The 21,922-nt window shown below is 65.7% G+C and carries 13 protein-coding genes; 4 read left to right on the top strand and 9 right to left on the bottom strand.

Translation table 11 applies throughout. The features are described 5' to 3' along the window. Positions 1-71: 71 nt before the first annotated feature. The 6 genes from moaE to AC4BCN_RS11075 all read right to left on the bottom strand — a co-directional run bounded on the left by moaE (position 72) and on the right by AC4BCN_RS11075 (position 9,099). Positions 72-545 (bottom strand): molybdopterin synthase catalytic subunit MoaE, encoded by a 474-nt coding sequence (gene moaE, locus AC4BCN_RS11100; RefSeq protein WP_338681670.1) that lies wholly within the window; start codon positions 543-545, stop codon positions 72-74. Continuing rightward, positions 542-3,121, bottom strand: coding sequence for a DUF349 domain-containing protein (locus AC4BCN_RS11095; protein ID WP_490493303.1), 2,580 nt, complete (start codon positions 3,119-3,121; stop codon positions 542-544). Before AC4BCN_RS11095 ends, moaE begins: the two co-directional genes overlap by 4 nt. Positions 3,122-3,311: 190 nt before the next feature. Then, complete coding sequence (locus tag AC4BCN_RS11090) at positions 3,312-3,944, bottom strand: hypothetical protein (protein ID WP_490493302.1); 633 nt, start codon at positions 3,942-3,944, stop codon at positions 3,312-3,314. A 115-nt stretch (positions 3,945-4,059) separates the two neighbouring features. Continuing rightward, entirely contained in the window at positions 4,060-6,726 is a 2,667-nt protein-coding gene (locus tag AC4BCN_RS11085) for a bifunctional acetate--CoA ligase family protein/GNAT family N-acetyltransferase (RefSeq protein ID WP_490493301.1), read from the bottom strand. 106 nt (positions 6,727-6,832) lie between these two features. Continuing rightward, positions 6,833-7,825 carry a DUF2804 domain-containing protein gene (locus tag AC4BCN_RS11080; RefSeq protein WP_490493300.1) on the bottom strand — a complete coding sequence of 331 codons (993 nt, stop codon included), beginning with the start codon at positions 7,823-7,825 and terminating at the stop codon, positions 6,833-6,835. Further along, entirely contained in the window at positions 7,822-9,099 is a 1,278-nt protein-coding gene (locus AC4BCN_RS11075) for a winged helix-turn-helix domain-containing protein (protein ID WP_490493299.1), read from the bottom strand. Before AC4BCN_RS11075 ends, AC4BCN_RS11080 begins: the two co-directional genes overlap by 4 nt. Before the next feature lie 190 nt (positions 9,100-9,289). On the opposite strand from AC4BCN_RS11075, the gene AC4BCN_RS11070 reads away from it, so the two are divergent. Together AC4BCN_RS11070 and AC4BCN_RS11065 are read left to right on the top strand one after the other, a co-directional pair. After that, a complete protein-coding gene (locus AC4BCN_RS11070; RefSeq protein WP_490493298.1) occupies positions 9,290-10,258 on the top strand; it encodes an IS1595 family transposase in 969 nt (322 codons plus the stop codon). Between the two features lie 289 nt (positions 10,259-10,547). After that, positions 10,548-13,760 carry a di-heme oxidoredictase family protein gene (locus AC4BCN_RS11065; RefSeq protein ID WP_490493297.1) on the top strand — a complete coding sequence of 1,071 codons (3,213 nt, stop codon included), beginning with the start codon at positions 10,548-10,550 and terminating at the stop codon, positions 13,758-13,760. A gap of 33 nt (positions 13,761-13,793) precedes the next feature. On the opposite strand, the gene AC4BCN_RS11060 is transcribed toward AC4BCN_RS11065, so the two are convergent. Continuing rightward, positions 13,794-15,140, bottom strand: coding sequence for a sensor histidine kinase (locus tag AC4BCN_RS11060; RefSeq protein WP_490493296.1), 1,347 nt, complete (start codon positions 15,138-15,140; stop codon positions 13,794-13,796). 169 nt (positions 15,141-15,309) lie between these two features. On the opposite strand from AC4BCN_RS11060, the gene AC4BCN_RS11055 reads away from it, so the two are divergent. Further along, the gene (locus AC4BCN_RS11055) at positions 15,310-17,463 is read left to right on the top strand and encodes a TonB-dependent receptor domain-containing protein (protein WP_490493295.1); all 2,154 of its coding nucleotides are present in this window, start codon (positions 15,310-15,312) and stop codon (positions 17,461-17,463) included. A 63-nt stretch (positions 17,464-17,526) separates the two neighbouring features. Here the strand turns inward: AC4BCN_RS11055 and AC4BCN_RS11050 are convergent, their stop codons facing one another. Both AC4BCN_RS11050 and AC4BCN_RS11045 read right to left on the bottom strand, forming a co-directional pair. Then, entirely contained in the window at positions 17,527-18,195 is a 669-nt protein-coding gene (locus AC4BCN_RS11050; protein ID WP_128139862.1) for a response regulator, read from the bottom strand. 20 nt (positions 18,196-18,215) lie between these two features. Further along, on the bottom strand, positions 18,216-18,587 hold the full coding sequence (locus AC4BCN_RS11045; RefSeq protein ID WP_034755042.1) for a YajD family HNH nuclease: 372 nt from the start codon (positions 18,585-18,587) through the stop codon (positions 18,216-18,218). 201 nt (positions 18,588-18,788) lie between these two features. Between AC4BCN_RS11045 and AC4BCN_RS11040 the strand changes: the two genes are divergently transcribed. Beyond that, positions 18,789-21,890, top strand: coding sequence for a PAS domain-containing protein (locus AC4BCN_RS11040; protein WP_490493294.1), 3,102 nt, complete (start codon positions 18,789-18,791; stop codon positions 21,888-21,890). The last annotated feature ends 32 nt before the right edge of the window (positions 21,891-21,922 follow it).

The raw sequence follows: 21,922 nt of genomic DNA, 5'->3' as shown, positions 1-21,922 counted from the left end.
ACTTTTCAAGCATACACAAAGCAGAAAACCGATGCATTTGGGCAAAAGCTACGGTGCGGGACCCGTACGATTCAAATGGCGCTTGCTTTTGCCGCCCACTTGTTTAACGCGGTCTCATCGCTGTCGCGCGCATCGACCCAGCGCGCCCCTTCGGGCGTGTCTTCCTTCTTCCAGAATGGCGCTTCCGTCTTCAGGTAGTCGATGATGAACTCGCAGGCGGCGAAGGCCTCGCCCCGGTGGGCGGACGAGACCGCCACCAGCACGATCTGCTCCTGCGGCAGCAGGGGCCCTACACGGTGGATCACCAGCGCCCCGGACAGGGGCCAACGACCCCGCGCCTGCTCGACGATGGTTTCGATGGACTTTTCCGTCATGCCCGGATAGTGCTCGAGCTCCATGGCCGCCACGTCCAGTCCTTCGTTCATGTCGCGCACCGTGCCGACGAAGCCGACGACGGCGCCCACCTTGGGGTTGCCTGCACGCAATTGTGCGATTTCTTGACTCAAGTCAAAATCGGCTTGCTGGACGCGGACGGTGGTACTCATTTGACGTTTCCTCCGATACGGCGCAGCAAGGTTTCGATGCGGCTGGCCGTGCGCGCATCGGTGGCGGCCGCGATCGCGCACAGCTGCATCAGCTGCGACGCTTGCGTGAGCGGCTTCTGGCCCGATTTCAGCGACGATTGCAGCACCTCCACCTGCATTTTCAGGCGATCGCGGGCAAATTCGGCGCCGCTGTCGACGCCGGCGACGATTTCCAGGCGCAACACTTCATCAAGCAAGCGCTCCTGGTTGGCCTGCAATTGCCGCACGTAGGCGGCGCTGCCCTCGCCCAGCGCGGCCTGGGCGGCGGCAAAGCGCTGCTGCAGGCTGCGTTCGTATTGCGCGTCGAGCGGCGGCAAGGCGCTCCAGCGCTCGCTCCATGCTTGCGCATCGGTGCCAGCGCCATCAGCCAGTGAAACTTCCAGCGATTGCACCAATCGCAGCTTGTCGCGCAGGGCATTGGCCTGGGCCGCGCCAGCCCGTTCGGCGATGGCGTCCGCCTGCGCCTGCACGCCGGCGACGGCCGCCTGGTAGCGCTGCTCGATCTTCGCTTCGCTGGCGCGCGGCACGGGACCCGTGGCGTTCCATGCGGCGCGCGTGTCGCGCAGCAAGTGGTTGATGAAGGCGGTGCGGCTCTTGTCGTCGCCCTCGGGCACGACGGCCGTTTCCAGCGCGGCGCACAGCGCTTCGCGCGCATGCAGGTGTTCGCGACGCTCGTGGTCGGCCGCGTGGGCCGTTTCCTTGCGCTTCGCGAAGATGTCGTCGCAGGCGGCGCGGAAGCGCTGCCACAGCGCCTGTTCCGCGCGGCGCTCGAGCGGCAAGGCTTTCGCCAGTTCCTGCCATTTATCCTGCAAGGCTTTCAGCATGTCGACCGTGTTGCGCTCTGACGGCTTGAGCAAGCCCACTTCGACGATCAATTGTTCGCGGCGCGCCGTCTCGATCTGGCGCTGCGTATCGAGCGGCTTCGACAGGGCATCCAGCGCGGCGCCAAATTCCGCGTCCAGACGTTTCTTTTCCTTGCGGTCGATGGTGCCCAGTCGCGTCCACGCCTGGCGCAAGCGCTGCGAGGCGGAGGCGACGTGTTTCCAGTCGGTGCTCTCCTCGGCCGCCAGGGCCGCCGTTTCCGCGATCAATTCCTGGGCCTTGGCCGCATTGCCGTGGCGCTCTTCGGCCAGCTGCTTGAAATGCTGGGCCGCCGGCGCATAGGCCACGCTGCATGCCGCGTCGAAACGCTCCCACAGGGACTTCGGTGCGGGACCGGACAAGGTGTCGAGCGACTTCCAGCGCTCGCGCAAGCTGCCCACTTTCTTGGCCAGCTCGGCCATGGGGAGTTGCTGCGCCGGCAATTCCTCGCCCGCCTTGACCAGTTCCTCGCGCGACACGTTGCCGCCCCAGCGCGCCCAGTCGGCCAGGCGCTTGAACTCTGCGCGCACATGGGCCAGGCGATCCGCTTGCGCCGGCGTCAAACGGCCGTGCTTGGTGTCGCGCAAAGTCTTGTCGTGTTCGGACGCCACGTGCAGCAAGCCATCCTGCAGGGCCGCTTCCATGGCGTCGAGCGTCTTGAAGAATTGCTCCGTCGCTTCTTTCGACACGGGCGCGTGTTCCTGGCGCGGCTTGCGCGGTACAGGTACAGGCTCGGCATGGGCCGCTGCGGCCTCTGGCACCGCGTGCACGGGCGCCGGCGCGCTGGCCAGCACGGCCGCAAATTGCTGCTGCAGGCTGTCGGACAATGGCGACTCGGGCAGGCGCGGCAAGGCTTGCCATGCGCGTTTCAAGACATCCACGTCCAGAGTGGCGGCGTCCTGCGCCTGCCATTCGGCCAGCGCGGCCTGGCGCACGTCGAACACGGCCTGGTGCTGCTGCAGCGCCTGCAAGGCGGACTGCGCCTGCTCGCGCGCCTGCGTGAAATCGGTTTCCAGGTGTTTCGGCAAGGAAGCGCGCTCGGGCGATTGCGCATGCTGCGCATGTTCCGCATCGAGGCGGGCCAGCGCCTGCGCCAGCTCGCCGGCGGACTGGCCGCTGGCAGCCAAGGCGCGCGCGGCGGCGACGGCGTCAATCACGGCGCGCTGCAGCCCCACTTGCGCTTCCAGGCGGGCGGCCAGCGCGGCGCGCGCGGCGGCAAACGCCGTCGCCAGTTCGGGCGTGGCCTTGATGACTTGCCATTGGCGGTCCAGCTCGGCCACCTGGTTCGGGCTCAGTTTTTCATCGCTCAACAGGCGCTGGGCCGTGGCGATGCTGGCCTGGGCGCGTTGCGTCTCGGCAGCCTGGTGACGGATCAGGTCGATGCGGCCCTGCATCAGCTTGGCCACGCGGCGGTCCGTGTTGCGCATGGCGTGGTGGACTTTTTCCAGCAGGGGCAAGGCATGGACGTGTTCGGCCGCGATCAGACGGGCATCGGCAAATTCACTGGACATGATGAAATCGGCAGCGGCGGCTTCGTCGCCGGCCACGGCATGGGCACGCGCAACCTGTTCGGCGCGGCGCGATGCGCTCTGCGCCGAGGCGGCGGCCTGTTCTGCCACGGCAGGATCGGGTGCGGCAGTCTTGCTGGCAGAACGCTTGAAGAGAAATTCGAACATGACGGGTTTCGCGTGGATCAAAACCACCATCATAACAAAGCCCGGGGTATTGCATCGGACAGGTATGTACAAGTTACCAAATCAGTAACATAGTAAGCAAGCTGGCATTTCTCCTATGAGAGCGCCAGTGCAAAACCACGGACGAGGCCCCGGCGCAAACGGGTGAACGGGGTGTGCGCTCGCTCCGCGTTCAAGCCTGCGCGCGCAGCGGCTGCGGCGGCACGGGCGATGCAGACTCTGTGCCATCCGCTATCGTTTCGGCGCTGCCGCCCGCTGTCGGCAAAACAAAGGGCAGCACCTGCGCCTTGCCACGGCGCGCTTCCTGCGCGCGCGCATCGTGGGCGAGGAACTGGTAAGCGATGGCAAACCATGTTTCGCCGACGATGACCTTGCGCGCCAGCGCGAACAGCTCGCGCTCTTCTTTTTCCAGGCGCTGCAGCAAGGCCGCGCAAAAGGCGTCGATGGCGGCGCACAGCTGCTCGGCCTGCAATTCGGAATGGTCGATGGCGGCGCCCGCGCGCTGCTGCACGACGTTGATGCTTTCCAGCGCCGCATGGTTCAAGCCGTTGAGCTCATTGAGCAAACCGTCCGCATGCGGCGCGGCCTGGCGGATGGCGGGGATCAGATACATCTCTACCTTGCGCCAGTAGCCGCCCTGGTACAGCCGGCTCAGCCAGTCGCCCGCATACTGCAGCTGGGCCAGATTGAGCCTGCTCTGGTGGCGCAGCTGCACATGCATGTATTTCTGAAAAGCCAGCAGACTCATGCGGATGCTGGCCTGTTCCACCGACAGGGAAACCAATATATATGTTGCCGTAAGCATGCACTCACTCCCGAAAATGGGCTGGATATCTGATCCTGGAAGTGAAAGTGTAAAGACTACCGACAGCGGCCGGTTTGATCCTGCACAAACCCGCGGCGGGCCAGCCGCGCTTTCTTTACTGCGCGCGCAAGCCGATATGCAGATTGACAACGCCAGGCTCTTCCGATGGCGTGACGTCGCCGCCAAAGCTTTTCACCAGCCGCTGCATGCCCTTGTTGCGCGCCATGGCCTCGCCCACGAGCGCTTCCGTGCCGCGGCTGCGGAAGTAGTCGACGAGCTTTTCAAACAGGATGTGGCCCAGTCCCTTGCCTTTCAGGGCCGAGCGCACGGCGATGGCGAAGTCGGCGTGGATGTTGTCCGGGTCGGCCACGGCGCGCACCACGCCCAGGGTTTCCGGTTTGCCGTCCGGCCCCGTGTGCGTGGCGATGAAGGCCATGGCGCGGTCGTAATCGATCTGTGTCAGGCGCGCCAGCTGCGACACGGGCAGCTCGCGCATGGACGTAAAGAAGCGCAGGCGCACGTCGTCCGGGTCCAGCGCGTGGAACAGGTCCATGTGCTGCGGCGCGTCTTCGGGCCGGATGGGGCGCAGCAAAATCGGCTGGTCCATCCACGTCACCGGCTCTTCCAGTTCCTGCGGATACGGGCGGATGGCCAGGCGGTCGCGCTGCTGGCCCGGTTGCAAACGGATGCGCGCGTCGAGGGCGATCACGCCATCGGCGTCGGCCACCAGCGGGTTGATGTCGAGTTCGGCCAGTTCGCCGATGTCGGCCACCAGTTCGGCCACCTGTATCAGCGTGTAGCAGATGGCGTCGATGTCGGCCGGCGGCTGGTTGCGGTAGCCGGCCAGCAGTTTCGACACGCGCGTGCGCGCCAGCATGTCGCGCGCCAGCACCATGTTCAGCGGCGGCAGGCCGATCGCATGGTCGGCCGTCACTTCCACGGCGATGCCGCCCTGCCCCACGAGGATCACGGGGCCGAAAGCGGCGTCGGTCGTCACGCCGACGATCAGTTCATGCGATTGCGGCCGGCGCGCCATCTGCTGCACCGTGAAGCCGTCGATCAGCGCGTCGGGGCGCATGCGGCGCACGCGCTTGAGCATGGCGGCGGCGGCCGTGCGCAGGATGTCGGGCGTGTCGAGGTCGAGCGCCACGCCGCCCACGTCGGATTTGTGGGCGATGTCGGGCGAATGGATTTTCAGCGCGACGGGATAGCCGATGTCGGCCGCCACGGCCAGCGCCTCTTCCACGTCGGCCGCCATGCGTGTGGTGGCGACGGGGATGCCGTAGGCGGCCAAAATCTCTTTTGAGCGGCATTCACCGAGCACCGTCTGGCCGGCCGCCAGCGCGGCGGCGACGATTTCGCGCACGCGCGCGCGGCGCGGCATGGCCGACATGGGCAACTGCGCCGGCACCTGCATCAGGGTTTCCTGGTTGCGCCGGTACTGCACGATCTGCATGAAGCCATGCACGGCCTTTTCCGGCGTGTCGTAGGTGGGAATGCCGGCCCGGTTGAAGACCTGGCGTGCGGGCGCCACGGTGGTGCCGCCCAGCAGGCATGACAGCACCGTGCGCGAGGTGGCCTTGATCAGCGGCGTGACGGCTTCGGCGATGTCGATCGACGAGACCATGGCCGTGGGCGCGTGCAGCAGCAGCAAGGCATCCGCCTGCGGCTCGTCGAGCAGCGGCTTGATGGCGTCGGCATAGCGCTGCACGGCCGCGTCGCCGGGCAAGCCCACGGGGTTGTCGTGCGACCAGCCCCGTGGCAGCGCCTTTTCCAGCGCGATCACGGTATCGGGCGACAGCTCGGCCAGCTTGCCGCCGCTGCTCACCAGCGCATCGGTCGCCATCACGCCCAGGCCGCCGCCGTTGCACAGGATCGCCAGGCGCTCGCCGCGCTGCGAGCGGATGTGCGTGAGGGTTTCCACGGCGTCGAACAGTTCTTCGGCCGAATACACGCGCAGCATGCCGGCGCGGCGGATGGCCGCGTCGTACACGGCGTCGGAGCCGGCCAGCGCGCCCGTGTGCCAGGCCGCCATGGCCGCGCCTTCCGCCTCGCGCCCCGCTTTCAGGACGATCACGGGTTTGCTGCGCGCGGCCGCCCGCGCCGCGGACATGAATTTGCGCGCGGCCTGGATATCTTCCATGTACAGCAGGATGGCGGCCGTGTCGATGTCGCCGGCCAGGTAGTCGAGCAGGTCGCCAAAATCGATGTCGTAGCTGGCGCCGAGCGAAATGAACTTGGAAAAGCCCACGCCGTGCGCGTTGGCCCAGTCAAGCACGCCCGACACGAGCGCACCCGATTGCGAGACGAAGGCGATCTTGCCGCTCGTCGCGCCGACATGGGCGAAGCTGGCGTTCAAGCCCAGTTTCGGCACGAGCAGCCCCATGCTGTTGGGGCCCAGGATGCGCAGCAAATGCGGCTTTGCCGCCTTCAGCATGGCCAGGCGCAGCGACTGCTCGCGCACGGGATCGAGGCCCGACGTCATGACGATGGCCGCGCGCGTGCCCAGCGCGCCCAGTTCGCGGATCAGGGCCGTGATGGTGGCGGGCGGCGTGCAGATGATGGCCAGGTCCGGCGCCTTCGGCAAGTGCGCCAGCTTGCGGTAGCATTTCAGGCCCATCAGCTCGTCGTACTTGGGATTGACGGGCCAAATCTCGCCCTGGTAGCCGCCGCCCAGCAGGTTGTACAGGGCGATGGCGCCCAGCTTGCGCTCGCGCGCCGTGGCGCCGATCAGGGCCACCGAGGCCGGCTTGAACAGCTTGTCGAGATTACGGATACTCATGTTCTGGCCTCATGGTTTGCCGGAGCGGCTTGGTCACGTCCCAGTGTATAGGATGCGTTGCCAAAAAAACTTGACCTTGTCACGCGTTTCGCAAAAAATCACGCGCCTACCAGCGCGAGCGGTGGCTTTCCGTGACGCCCGCCAGCTGCGCCACGATGCGCTTGGGAGACTCCGCGCTGGTGCGCACCCAGCCGCTGAACGTGCCGATGGGCTGGATGTAGCGGCTGGCGGCGATCCACAGGTTTTTGTCCTCGCGCCGCGCGCCTTCCGGCTTGAAGTGCAGGTCGAGCAAATCGTCGTCCGTCCACACATGCCACGGCGCCAGCGGGTTGTCGGGATTGAAGTCGAAATGCGCACGGCCCAGCGCATACAGCTGGCCATCGAGCCACAGTGCGTTTTCATGCGCGCCGAAATAGCCGGCCTGCAGATTGAATCCCAAGTCCAGGCTGTGCGCCGAAGCCCAGCGCCATTCCGTCTCGCGCGCCAGCAGCCCGTTCGAATAATCGAAGCTGGCCACGCCGTCGTCCAAACTGTAGCCGACGGCGCCGCAGCGCACGGTGCCCCACAGGGGCAAACCGCCCGACTTTTGCGTCGCATGCACGCTGCCGCCCTCGCCCACGGGGCCGATGGCCAGCAAGGTGGGCGCCACGGGCGGGCCCCATTCCGCATCGATGCCGAAATGGCCGCAATCGAGCCGCAAACGGTAGCGCTGCTGGGGCTGGGCCTCGATGCTGATTTTTTGAGACAAAAAACGGAAACGGCTGCTGGCGCCCGCATGCGGTGCCACCGATGCGCACAGGCCGGGCACGCCATCCTGCGAAAAGCTGGCCACGATCTTGCCCTTGTGGCGGTCGAAGGCATACGCGAAGGCCGTGCTGGTCCAGCCCAGGTCGACGATGGCCACGCCGCAGAACACGGCAGGTGTCGACAGGGCCACGTAATGCCAGCGCTTGTGGTGGAACAAGCGCCAGAGGCCGCCGCGCGCATAGGGCGGCGCCAGCGCGGCCCAGTCGAAATCGTCCAGCTGGCCCGTATAGCGGCCAAAACATGGCTGGCCGTCGGCGTCGAGCAGTGTGGGAGGAGCCGGCGGCAGCATCATGCGGCCTGCCTTGCGGCGGCGCCGCCGTCGTGCAGCGCCTCGGTCAGCAGCGCGCCAAAAGCGGCCGGCTGCGCCTGGGCTATCTCAATATCCGGGCAGGCATGCCAGAGCGCCAGGCGCCGCACGGCGCCGGCCACGTCCTGCACCAGGCGGGGGCTGACGCGCACGCCGTCTTCCAGCGCCAGCGACTTGATTTCGAAGCGCCCCTGCGCGCGGTGCGCCTTCGCGTCCAGGCGCCCCACGAGCGCGCCGCGGCGCAAGATCGGCAAGGTGAAATAGCCATAGCGGCGTTTTTCAGCGGGCGTGTAGCATTCGAGCCGGTAGTCGAAGCCGAACAATTCCAGGGCGCGGCGCCGGTCCCACACGACGGGATCGAACGGCGACAAAATCGTCGTCAGGGTGGGCGCCAGCTTGCCGGCGGCGGCAGCACGCGCCAGTTCCGCGTGGTCGGCATGCACGTAAACCGCATCGTCCCAGCCAGCTACCGTGCAGCGCAGCAGCGCCCCCTCGTCCACCAGCACCTGCAAATCGTGCGCCAGGCTGGCGCGCGGCTGTTTGGTGCGGAAGTAGTCGCTGATCCAGCTGGCGCGCGCCAGGCCCAGCGCCTTCACGCTGGCCAGCAGCAGGCGCTGGCGCACCTGTGCTTCCGATGGCAGCAGGCCGTCGTGCCAGCCCGGCAACACCCGTTCGGCCAGGTCGTAATAACGCTGGAACTGATGGCGCTTGGCGATCATCAGCACGCCCGAGGTAAACAAGACTTCGAGCGAGCGCTTTTCCGGCTTCCAGCTCCACCAGCCGCCCGCCTGGCCATCCGTGCGTTCAAAATCGGCCGAGCGCGCGGCGCCGTTGGCGCGGATATGTTCGAGCACGGAAGCGACGGCCTCGCCCTGCTCGGCCATCCATTTGACGGAATACTTCCAGCCCATGGCGGCCGGGTCCAGCATGCGGTGGCGGTACAAGCCATAGTCTTCGATGGGCACGAAGCACGCTTCATGCGCCCAGTATTCGAACAGCGCACCCTCGGCCAGCAATTGCTCGAGCCAGGGCTGCGGATAGTCGCCCAGCCGGCTCCACAGCACCAGGTAGGGACTGCGCGCCACCACATGGATGGTGTCGATCTGCAGCACGCCCATCTGGCGGATGGCGGCCAGCACGTCGGCCTTCACGGCCTTTTTACGCCTCGCCTGCAGCAAGCCCTGCGCGGCCAGGTGCAAGGCGCGCGCGGCGGCCAGGGAGAGCGGCGCGAGTATCGGTGCGGCGGGCGGAATTGGCAAGGTCAGTTCTTCCTCAAAAAAAGGGGACGCGTCGGCGGCAGGCATTTCAGGAAGATACCGCATTCCCGTCGCGCGCCATGCATTTTTTTCTTGAATTTTATGGCTCTGTCATCGGCAAGTAGGGGAAATGCCGGAATCTTCCCTCGGATGTCTTGTCTGACTCTGCATACTTACCCTGCAGGAGCAGATCATGCGGCCAGCCGAATGGATCACCTTGATTGCGCAGTTTGCTCGTTTGAGCAGACGCCAGCGGCAGGCAGGCATTGCCCTGCTGCATGGCAACGCGCCACACGACGCGACCGTCGCGCTGCTGGAAAATGTGGCGCAGCCGCGATTGGCCTGTCCCGCCTGCGACTCCGCGCACCTGCACCGGCATGGTCATGCGCACGGACTGCAGCGCTACCGTTGCGTGCCGTGCGGCCGCACCTTCAATGCACTCACCGGCACGCCGCTGGCGCGCTTGCGCCACAAGGCGCTGTGGCTCGATTACGCCGATTGTCTGCTGGCATCGGATTCCGTGCGCAAGGCCGCGCGCCAACTGGGCGTGCACCGTAACACCTCGTTTCGCTGGCGCCACCGGTTTTTATCGCTGGCAAAGACGGATCGGCCCCATGGCCTGCACGGCATCGCCGAGGCAGACGAGTTATATCTGCTGGAATCGGAAAAGGGATCCAGAAACATGACGCGTCCGCCCCGCCGCCGGGGCGGCCATGCTCATAAACGCGGCATATCGAACGAACAGGTTTGCATCCTGGTGGCGCGCGACCGTACGGGACAGACCCTCGATTTCGTCACGGGAAAAGGAGCGCTAACCAAGGCGCAGTTGCACCACTGTTTGTTGCCCGTCATCGACAAGGATGTGCTGCTGGTCACCGATGGTCATGCAGCCTATCGGGCCTTCGCCAGGGAAGCGGGGATCAGCCACCAGGCCGTCAACCTGCGCGCCGGCATCCGCGTGCAGGGCGCCGCCCACGTGCAGAACGTCAACGCCTATCACAGCCGTTTGCGACAATGGATGGGGCCGTTTCACGGCGTGGCGACGCGCTACCTGCCGAACTATCTGGGATGGCGTTGGATACTCGACGCCAGGCGTATCCGTTCACCGGAAACGCTGTTGAAAGCAACGCTGGGTGCATTTCCACATCTAACGGTGACATAGCCAATTTTATTCATGCCATCGCACATTTTTACTCACCTTGCGCACCAGCATAGTGCAAAAAATCCGGGCTATATGAACAGTTGATGACAAGCGCACGAGACTTCTTGACATGCAGTATGTGCTTCTATAACTTAAGAACAATATTGCCACACAGCAATTAAACCATTCCCCTATCTTTGCCCCGCAAGGCGCCGCCGTGGCGGTGAGGCAAACGCAACACCACAGGCGGGGATGCGGAGATAGCCAGTCTGACCAATCTTGCATCATCAATAAAAACAAGGAAGATCGCATGCACACATCCCTGCTTCGGCCCCGGCAGCACCAGACCGGCTTTATCCACTTTTCCAGGCGGCGCTTGCCGCTGGCCCTGGCCCTGCTGCTGGCGGCGTGCGGCGGTGGCGGCGACAAGCCGGCCACGCCCGCCATGGCGCAGCACCTGCTGGCGCAGACATCGGCCGATACGGCACTGACGCCAGTCGCCGCCACGGCCAGCTCGGCGGAACGGGGCGACCTGTCGGCCAGCGCCGCGATCGACCGCAACGACGGCACGCGCTGGGGCAGCGCGTTCTCCGACAACGAATACCTGACCCTCGATTTTGGCGCCTCGCAACGCATCACCCGTGTGCATATCGCCTGGGAAAACGCGCACGCCAGCGCCTACCTGCTGCAGGTATCGGACGACAATACACACTGGACCACCATCCAGAACGTCAGCGACAGCAAGGGCGGCATCGAGGACATCACGGGGTTCGACGCGCAAGGACGCTACCTGCGCATGCAGGGCGTCAAACGCGCGGGCCAATATGGTTACTCCATCTTTGAAATCCAGGCATTTTCGGGCACACCCGTACTGCCGCCCGTGACGCCGCCCGTCACCGAACCGCCCCCGGTCACCATCGATCCGGGCCAGCCCGGCGTGGCCATCTCGCCCGTGGCCGCCACTTCCTCACCCGTGGAAAACAACGGCATGTCGGCCGCCATGGCGATCGACGGCAAGACGGGCACGCGCTGGGCCAGCAAGTTCGAGGACAGCGCCTGGATACAGTTCGACTTCGGCGCGAAGACGCCCGTCGGCTACATGAAACTGCTGTGGGAAAACGCGTACGGCAAACAGTACGCGCTGCAGGTGTCCGACGACGGGCAGAACTGGTCGCAAGTGCGCTACGTGAGCAATGGCCACGGCGGCACCGAGGAATTCTTCAACCTGGGCATCCATGCCCGCTACATCCGCCTGCAGGGCGTGGCGCGCGCCACGCAGTACGGCTACTCGCTGCTGGAAGTAAGCTTCAAGACGCCGGGCAGCGACAACAGCCTGCCGTCGACCACGACGTCGGCGCTGAAATTCCCCGCCAACGGTGCCGGCTGGACGCCGCTGCCCGCCGCCGCCCAGCCGCTGGAAAGCCTGCAATTCACGCTCGCCGACGGCACGCTGGTGACGCGCTTCGGCGCGCGCGGCCTGGCGCGCCATGGCCGCGAGCGGGGCGAGGAATGGAATGAGATCGGCTACGGCCCGAATGAAACGGTCGATCCCGTCACGGGTCTGCCGCAAGACAAGGGTCCGGGCAACTACCTGACTTTCGTGCCGCAGTACTTCAAGAACCGCACCTGGGGCGTGGAAATCATCGACAACAGCAAGGTAAGCGGCGTCACCAAGCCCACCTTGATCGTCAACCAGTACACCACCGTCGATTTCCTCTCCGGCGGCGTGGCCTTCTTCCGCGGCTTCGACCGTCCCGGCGTGACGGGCTACGGCTGGATGTCGCCCGGCGAACTGGTGGACCGCAACGTCCCCGTCTGCAAGCCCATGGCCTATCCGGCCAACGACAGGCTGACTAACGCCAACGGCATCAACGGCGCCTGCACCTTGCTGATCAAGGAGTACCCGGGCCATGGCGGCCTCGATGCCGCCGGCATGCCGAATGGCACCGACGTCAAGGCGCGCGCACTGACGGCCGGCGACATCATCGAAGTGTCGCCATCGATGTTTTCCACCACCGCCGCGATGGCCTCGAAAGGCGATGATGGCGGCATCCGCTACTACTCGTACGAATGGACGTATGTCGTGGGCGCAGGGCTGCGGCCGTGGTATGGCGTGCAACCGCGCCTCAATGGCGTGCCCCTGCCGGAAGAAACGCTGTCCGGCGGCCTCGGTTCCGTGTCGTATAACTACTCGGACAATGCCCTGTTCATGTTCCAGCAGCCGCACAACAACATCGGCATGCAGAACATGCAGCGCTTTGTCGAGGGTCGCCGCCTGGTGCACACCAACTTCACCACCGGTGACCACAACGAAGGCGGCAACGACCGCTACGCGCCCGCCGTCGGCCTGCAGGGACAGCGCTACGGCCAGTCGGCCTGCATCGCCTGCCACGTCAACAATGGCCGCAGCCCCGCGCCGATGGCTGTGAACCAGCGCCTCGACACGATGGCCGTGCGCGTCGCCAGCATCAATGCGGCGGGCCAGCAGGTGCCGCATCCGCAATACGGCACGGCGATCCAGATGAATGCCGTGTCGCCGTCCGGCGTGCCGCAAAACTGGGGCAACAGCGTCAGCGTGGGCGGTTTTACGACACGCAAGACTGCCCTGGCCGATGGCACGCAGGTCGAACTGCGCAAGCCAACCCTGGCCTTCGAAGGGCCGGTGCCGCAAATCGTCTCGCTGCGCGCGGCGCCGCCGATGATAGGCACGGGCTTGCTGGAAGCCGTGCCGGAAGCCGACATCCTGGCGCGCGCGCGCAGCACGCCGGATGCCGACGGCGTCATGGGGCTGCCCAACTATGTGTATGAACCGGAGACGGGCGCCGTGCGCCTGGGCCGCTTCGGCTGGAAGGCCGCGAAAGCCACCTTGCGCCACCAGGCCGCCGACGCGCTGCTGCTGGACATGGCCGTCACCTCGCCCGTGTACCGCAACCGCGCCTGCATGGCGGGACCGGCAGCCTGCGCGGCGGGCGGCGCCCAGCCGGGCATCTCGGAAGCGGACCTGCAGTCGATCACGCAATACCTGGCCCTGGTGGCCGTGCCGGCACAGCGCAGCATCGCCAGCGGTTTCCCGAAAGGCGTGGCGCCGATCGAGGAACTCAAGGTCGACCCGCAGCAGGTGGCCGCCGGATCGAAGCTGTTCCAGGGCATGCGCTGCGCCGCCTGCCACACGGTGGAAATGAAGACGGGCGCCGGACATCTGTTCGCGGAACTGCGCAACCAGACCATCCGCCCTTACACCGACCTGCTGCTGCATGATATGGGCCCCGAACTGGCCGACACTTTCACGGAAGGCCAGGCGCAAGGCAGCATGTGGCGCACGGCGCCCCTGTGGGGCATCGGCTACACGGAAAAAGTCATGGGCAATGGCGGCAAGGCCGGCTACCTGCATGACGGCCGCGCGCGCAGCCTGACGGAAGCGATCCTGTGGCACGGCGGCGAAGGGACCAAGGCGCGCCAGCGTTTCGAGAACCTGTCGAAGACGGACCGCGACGCGCTGCTGGCCTTCCTGAAGTCGCTATAAAGTCGGTCTCAGCACCTTGCCCTGGCGGGGCCGTCATGGAAACATGACGGTCACCGCCAGCCCCCGCCCCTGGAGCCCTTCGCCAAGGACGATGTCCGCGCCATGCCGTTCGGCGATGCGGCGCACGATGGACAGCCCCAGGCCGCTGCCGGGCAGCTGTGCGCCACCCAGACGCACGAAGCGTTCGAACACGCGCTCGTGCATTCCTCGCGCGATGCCCGGTCCCGTATCGGCCACGCGCACATAGCTGCGCCCCGCTTCCACGCCGCAGCTGACGGCGACAACGCCCGGGGCAGGCGTGTAGCGCAGCGCATTCTCGACCAGGTTACGCAGCAGCAGCTGCAGGCTGTCCGCATGCAGCGCACACGGCGCCGGCGCCATGTTCACGTTCAGCGACAACCGATACGGCGCGGCCAGCGCCTGCCATTGGGCGCCCTGCTGCGCCAGCAAGTGCGTCAGGTCGCCCGGCGCCAGCGCCGTCTCCGCGTGCGACTGCGGATCGAGCTGCGCCAGCGCCAGCAGCTGGTTGACGAGGCGCGTGGCGCGCTCCACGCTGGCGCCCAGGGCGGCGATGAATTCCTCGCGTTCGTCCGCGCTGCGGGCCCGCTGCAGCACTTGCAGATTGGTCTTGATGGCGGCCAGCGGCGTGCGCAATTCGTGCGCCGCATCGGCCGTGAAGCGCTGCTCGTTGTCGCGGCTTTGACGCACCCTGCCGAACAGGCGGTTAATTTCCAGCAGCAACGGATGCAGCTCGGCGGGCGCGCCCGCGAGCCTGACGTCGGCCAGTTCATCGGGCGTGCGCGCCGACACTTCATCGGCCGACGCCTGCAGCACGCGAAACACGCGGTGGATGCTCCACCAGATGGCAATCGTGGCCAGCGCCACCAGCAGCAGGCCGAACAGCGCGATACGGTAAAAGAAGCCGCGGCTGATGTCGTCGCGGTGGCTGGTCGGCTCGGCCACCAGCAGTTGCAGGCTGCGCTGCGGATCCCATAGCGAAAACAGACGCCAGCGCTGGCCGGCTATGCTGGTCCAGGACAGGCCGTCCGGCGCGCTGCGCGACAGGGCGATGTCGGTCGCCGCGTCATTGCGGTACAGCACGCGCTGCTGCGCGTCGCGCACCTTGAACAGCAAATACTGGTGGGGATTCGGATGGCCGCGCAGCGGCACGTCGATGGGCCCCGTCAAGCCGTGTTTGCGCGCATCCTTTTCCACCAGCGACAGCAGCAGATGACCCGTCTCGATCAGCGACTGGTCGAACAATTCCTGGCTTTCTCGGCGCGCTTCCACGTACACGATGGCGGCGCTGCCCACCCACAGGGCCAGGGTCAGGCCCAGCAGCACGGCCAGCAGGGTGCGCCGCAAGGACCAGGTTTTCACGCCGCCGCCAGCCGTTAAGAATCTCTTAAGAACTTCTGCGCAAGATCCGGAGCGAAATATTTTTTGGGTAGCCATGGGCGCAATTGTAAATGATTCTTATTGCGTCAATGATTCCCATTAGCCTGCACAGCAACATACGCCAATAACTCATCCACCCTCAGGAGTTTGCATGTCCAACAGCACCCGCCGCGCGCGCCTGCCGCGTCCCACCACCCTGGCCCTGGCCTTGGCCGCCCTGTCCTGCCTGCCGGCGCACGCCCAGACGGGCGCGCCTGCCAGCATGCCGGAAGTGGTGGTCTCCGCCTCCGGTTTCGAGCAGGATATCAAGCAGGCGCCTGCCTCGATCACGGTGCTGACGCGCCAGGAACTGTCGAAGGAGCGCTTCGGCAACCTGACGCAGGCGCTGGAAAGCGTGGAAGGCATCGACGTGGGCGCGGCGGGCGACAAGACGGGCGGCATGAACATCAGCATCCGCGGCATGCCAAGCGACTACACCTTGGTGCTGATCGACGGACGGCGCCAGAACGCGGCCGGCAACGTCACGCCGAACGGCTTCGGCGGCACGCAAACGAGCTTCATGCCGCCGCTGGCCGCCATCGAGCGCATCGAGATCATCCGCGGCCCCATGTCGACCCTGTACGGCTCGGACGCCATGGGCGGCGTGATCAACATCATCACGCGCAAGGTGGGCAAGCAGTGGATGGGTTCCGTTTCAGCCGATTACACCGTGCAGCAGGAATCGGACTTTGGCGACGTCAAGAGCGGCCGCTTCTACCTGAGCGGCCCCATCGCCACCGACCTGCTGGGCCTGTCCCTGCGCGGCAGCAAGCAGCGCCGCGACGCGGCCGATATCCGCTCCCCGAATGCGGCCGGCGGGAGTACGGCAGCCAGCATGGGCGCGAACCCCGTGCGTGCGGACATTGAAAACTTTGGCGCGCGCCTGGCCTTCACGCCGAACCGCTACCACACCGTCATCCTCGACGCGGACGCGGGCCGCCAGACCTACGACAATTCGAACGGCCAGCTCGGCACCAAGACCGTGCAAGGCGGCTACGGCCCGGAACAAAAATATAACCGTGACCAGTGGACCCTGTCGCACACGGGCCGCTTCGGCTTCGGCACCCTGGACAGCAGCTATATGGTGAACAAGACGGAAACCCTGGGCCGCACGATTCCGCCAGGCACGCCCGGTGCCGTCGCCGGCAGCGCGCGTACGCTGGAAGTGGAAAGCCAGGTATTCGACACCAAGCTGGTCATGCCATTAGGCAAGCATATGGCGACCGTCGGCGCGCAATGGTGGAAGGCGGAAATGACGGATGGCGTGGCGCCGAAAAAATTCGAATTCACGCAAAAAGCCCTGTTCGTGGAAGACGAATGGCAGGTGCTGGAGAACGTCGCGCTGACCTTCGGCGCCCGCTATGACGATCACAGCATCTTCGGCGGCCAGACCAGCCCCCGCGCGTATGCCGTGTGGAACGCGACGCCGAGCTGGACCGTCAAGGGCGGCGTCAGCAAGGGCTACAAGACGCCGCGCGTGGAGCAACTGTCGCCCGGCATCAACGGTTTCGGCGGCCAGGGCACGATCCCCCTCGTCGGCAGCCCGGACTTGAAGCCGGAAACGAGCACGACCACGGAAATCGGCGCCTACTTCGACAACTTGGCCGGCTGGACGGCCAGCGGCTCCCTGTTCAACAACGAATTCAAGGACAAGATCACGACGGGCACCGGCCTCGTCAATTGCGACTACCGCCCGTCGCCGAACCGTCCAGGCTGCGTCAGCTTCGGCAACTGGCCCAACGTCGACGCGTTTGGCCAGTCCGTCAACGTGGATGAGGCCGTCACACGCGGCGTCGAGCTGAACACGCGCTTCCCGCTGGGCAAGACCTTGTCGGCCAGCGCCAACTACACGTACACGGAAAGCGAACAGAAGAGCGGCAGCAACGCGGGCAAGCCCTTGAGCGACACGCCCAAGCACGCCGTCAATGCGCGCCTCTCGTGGGATATCTCGCGCGAATGGAACGGCTGGCTGCGCGCCGAGTACCGCAGCGAGCGCTTCCGCGATCCGGGCACCTCGGCTTCCACGCGCGCCGCCAAGGCTGCGCTGGGCGACTACAAGGGCTACACCATGCTGCACCTGGGCACCAGCTACCAGTTGAACAAGCGCGTGACCCTGAACGCGGCCGTGTACAACCTGCTCAACAAGGACTTCATCGACTACCAGCCGTACCGCGGTTCACCGGCGCCGACCTTGAACTACGCCAACCGCTATGTCAACAGCCTGGACGGACGCCGTCTGTGGCTGTCGGCCACCGTCGATTTCTGATGAGTTGATGGCTGACCAGCCATTGAGCACAACGGGCTGCCTCAGGGCGGCCCGTTTTCCTTGTCAGGCCGCTTTGGGCTTGTCGATGCAATAACCGATCGCATGCACGGTGCGTATCAAGTCCCGCCCCAGCTTCTTGCGCAGGTGGTGGATGTGCACTTGCACGGCGTTGCTTTCCACCTCGCCGCCCCAGCTGTACAGGTTTTTCTCCAGCTGTTCCCGGCTCAGCACCCGGCCGCCGTGCTCCAGCAGCAGTTGCAGGATGCGAAATTCCTTCACCGTCAGGGTCACGGGCAAGCCCCGTTGCGTCACCTGCCGGTCCGCGATATCGAGCACCAGGTCGCCGTGCACGAGGTTTTCGCGCAGGCGGCCGGCGGCGCGGCGGCAGGCGCTGCGGATGCGCGCGGCCAGTTCGTCAAGGTCGAACGGTTTCACGATGAAGTCGTCGGCGCCCGCGTCGAGGCCGGCGATGCGTTCGCCCACCTTGTCGCGCGCCGTGACGACCAGCACGGCGCCGCTGTAGCCGTTATCGCGCAGCACGCCCAGCGCCTGCATGCCGTCCTGCCCGGGCAAGCCCAGGTCGAGCAGGATGCAGCCATAGTCGTGCAGGCGCACGGCCGTGTGCGCGTGTTCGGCGCTCGTGACCCAGTCGACGGCGTAGCCGCCCTGCTCCAGGCCGATCTGCGTGGCGCGGCCCAGCTGCGGGTCGTCTTCGGTCAGCAAGATGCGCATGGGGAAGCGGCGCAACCCGCTCAGTCCTTCTTCTTGATCAGGCCCGCCAGCGCGGCAAACGGATTGTGCGTGGCTGGCGCCACCTCGGCCGACAGCAGGCCGGCGCCACGGTCCGCTTCCAGGTAACGCGAGTGTTCATTGTCGTGGCAATACAGGCACAGCAGTTCCCAGTTGCTGCCATCGGGCGGATTGTTGTCATGGTTATGGTCGCGGTGATGCACGGTCAGCTGCTGCACGTTGGCACGCGTAAATTCGCGCATGCAGCGGCCGCATACCCACGGATACATCTTCAGCGAGCGCTCGCGGTAGCCGCTCTCGCGCTGGTCGGCGGCGCGGCGCGCTTCGGCCACGATCTTGTCCAGTCTTGCCGCGTCGGGCTTTTTACTCTGCATGACAACTTTCGATATGGAAGGTGGAAGCATCCATTTTAATGAGGATGGGGGCGCAATTGTACTTTTTCTGCCACGGCGCCAGCCCGTATCACCGCCGCGGCGTTTTTTTTAGCATGCACCGCGCCACAGATGCTTGATTTAACGCAAAATAAGCCCAGCGACAGACCGCGAACAGACGATGGGCGTGGCGGCGACGGGCTTATGCGCAAGGCAGCCGATTTCGGCTATCATGCGCGCCACGCCGCCCCTCCCTTTTTCCATGAATCTAGCCTGCAAGCGCCCGTGATAGCGATAACGAGACCCCTGCAACGCCTTGCCCGCCGCCTGTACCGCATCAGTCTGGTGCCCCTGTTCGCGCTCGTCCTGCTGCTGGCGCTGTGGGCGGCCGTCTACTATCAGGTGGGCCAGGAGCGGGCCAGCGCCGTGCGCGACGCCGTGGCCGTCAGCCAGTCGCTGGCACGCACCCTGGCCGACCATACCAGTTTCACCCTGCGCCAGACGGACCATGCCACGCAATTGTTCAAGCTCAAATACGAGGAAACGGACGGCGGCCTGCGCCTCAATGAATTCACACGCCGCCAGGGGCTGCTCGACAGCGTGCTGCCATCGAAGCTGGAACTGCCGATCGCCCTCATCGACGCGCAGGGCAATGTAATCGACAGCGCCCACGCCTATTTGCCGGAAAGCCTGGCCACGCAGCCATTTTTCAGGGCGCTGGCCGCCAACGCATCCGACACGGCCCTGGTCGACACACCGATGCTCGACGCGGACGGCAAGCGCTGGACCATCCGCCTGGCGCGCCGCCTGAACGATGCGCGGGGCCGCTTCGCCGGCGCCATCGTCATCCACGTCGACCCCACGTATTTTGTCGACGACTACGACCGCCTGAACCTCGACGAGCATGGCGCGCTGATGCTGGTGGCGCGCGACAGCGGCCTGACGGTGGGGCGCATCGGCGAGCAATTGATCATCAGCGACCGCATCGACTTCCGCATGCCGGGTCCGCCGCGGCACGCCCCCGAGGAACTGCTGATCGAGCCGCCCGTCGACGCGACGCCGCGCATCTACAGCTACCGCGAGCTGCCGCGCTACCCGCTGCTGGCCGTGGTGGGCGTGAGCCGTACCGTCGCCCTGGCCCGCTTCGAACACCGCCGCCTGTTGTATGTGGGCGCGCTGCTCGCCGCCAGCGTGCTCATTGCCGGCTTTACGGCCCTGCTGATGCGCCAGAGCGCACGCCTGCGCCGCAGCATCCGCCAGGCCACGGAAACGCAGGCCCTGCTGCGCGCGGCGCACCACGGCAGCCTCGACTCCGTGCTGCTGCTGAAAGCCTGGCGCCCCGCCCAGGGCAAGCCGGTGGAAGACTTCATTTTCGCCGACGTCAATGAGCGGGCCGCCGACATGCTGGGCAAGCCGCGCTCCGAACTGCTGGGCCAGCGCGTGCTGCAGCACATGCCGCTGCTGCGCGGCGAACGTTTCTTCCAGCGCTTCGTGCTGGTGATGGAAACGCGCCAGCCGCTGGAAGATGAATTCGAGCTGACCTTGGCCTCGGGCGCCACGCGCTGGCTGCGCCACCAGGTGGTGCCGATCACCGACGGCGTGGCCGTCACCTCGCGCGACATCAGCGCGCGCAAGCACGACGAACTGGCGCTGCAGGACAACCGCAGCTTCCTGCAGTCGCTGATCGACCATTTGCCCGTGCTGGTCTACGTGAAAAGCGCACGGCCGGAAAACTTCGGCCAGATGGAAGTGTGGAACAAGGCGGCCGAGGACATCACCGGCCACCTGGCCGCCGACGTCATCGGCAAGACCGATTGCCAGGCATTCCCGCCCGACTTCGGCCTGCACGATGCCGAGGACGACCGTGCCATCCTGGCCGAGCACGGCGTCATCGACCATACGGAAAAACCGCTGCGCCTGGCGGACGGCAGCCTGCGCTATCTGCGCGCCGTCTCCGTGCCCGTGTTCGACGAGCGCCAGCAGATCGAACACATCCTGTGCATCGCCGAAGATATCTCGCAGCGCCGCCAGCAGGAACTGGAACTGCGCCAGAAACAGGCCGAGCTGGCCGCCGTCAACGACGCCTCGCCGCTGGGGCTCGTGCGCCTGGACCGCCAGCGCCGCTGCACCTACGTCAACCGCACCTTCGAATCGATCACGGGCCTGCCCCGCGCGGCCGCCCTGGGTGCCGGCTGGACCAGCGCCCTGCATCCGGACGACTATCCGCTGATGCACGTGGCGCTGGAACAGCTCACGCGCAGCCATGCGCCATTCCAGTCGACCCTGCGCTGCCTGCAGCGCGACGGCCGACTGGTCTGGGTCTCCGTCAAAATTGCCCCCATCCTCATCGACGGAAAGATCGAAGGCTACGTGGGAACCCTGGACGACATCACCACCTTGCGCGAATCGGAAGTGGCGCTGCTGGAAAGCGAAGCGCGCCTGCGCACCATCGCCGACACCTTGCCGGCCATGATCGCCTACATCGACGCCGACCAGGTCTACCGCTTCCTGAACATCGCCTATGAACGCGAATTCGGCCTGACAGGCCGCCAGGCGCTGGGCAAGCGCGTGCGCGACACGGTGGGCGAGGCGCGCTACCGCACCGTGGCGCCGTATATCGAAAGAGTGCTGGCCGGCGAAACCTTGAGCTTCGAGGAAGAAGACGAGAAGGAAGGCATCGAGCGCTGTATGGAAGTGATCTACATCCCGCAAATCGGCGAAGACAAGCTGCAGGTGGTGGGTTTTCACGTGATGCGCCAGGATATCACCGTGCAAAAGCGCGAAAAACAGCGCCTGCTGAAGCTGGCCCAGGTCGATGCGCTGACGGGATTGTCGAACCGCGCCGGCTTCCAGCAAAAACTCAGCGACGCCATGCACGCGAGCCGCCAGCAGCAACACCTGATGGCCGTCATGTACATGGATATCGACCGCTTCAAGCCCGTCAACGACACGCACGGCCACGGCACCGGCGACGCCCTGCTGCGCGCCTTCGCGCAGCGCCTGACGCACACCATGCGCGCCACCGACATCATCGCCCGCCTGGGCGGCGACGAATTCACCATCATCATGGAACAGATCACCCGGCCAGAAGACGCGGCCGTGCTGGCGGAAAAAATCGTCGCCGCCATGCAGCAGCCATTTGAACTCGATGGCATCACCGTGCGCATTTCGGCCAGCATCGGCCTGGCCTTCTACCGCGACGAAGACATTTCTCCCGCCGTGCTGCTGCAGCGCGCCGACGTGCTGCTGTACAAGGCCAAGCAGGATGGACGCAATACATACAGAGCTGGCGCATTGACGGCTTGATGGTTGAGAGCAAGCCCAACTGAAGGCTGGGG

The sequence above is a fragment of the Janthinobacterium sp. Bl 1 genome (assembly GCF_058215535.1).
Note: the sequence above shows the minus strand (reverse complement) of the source record. Positions and strands in the feature narration are given on the sequence as shown.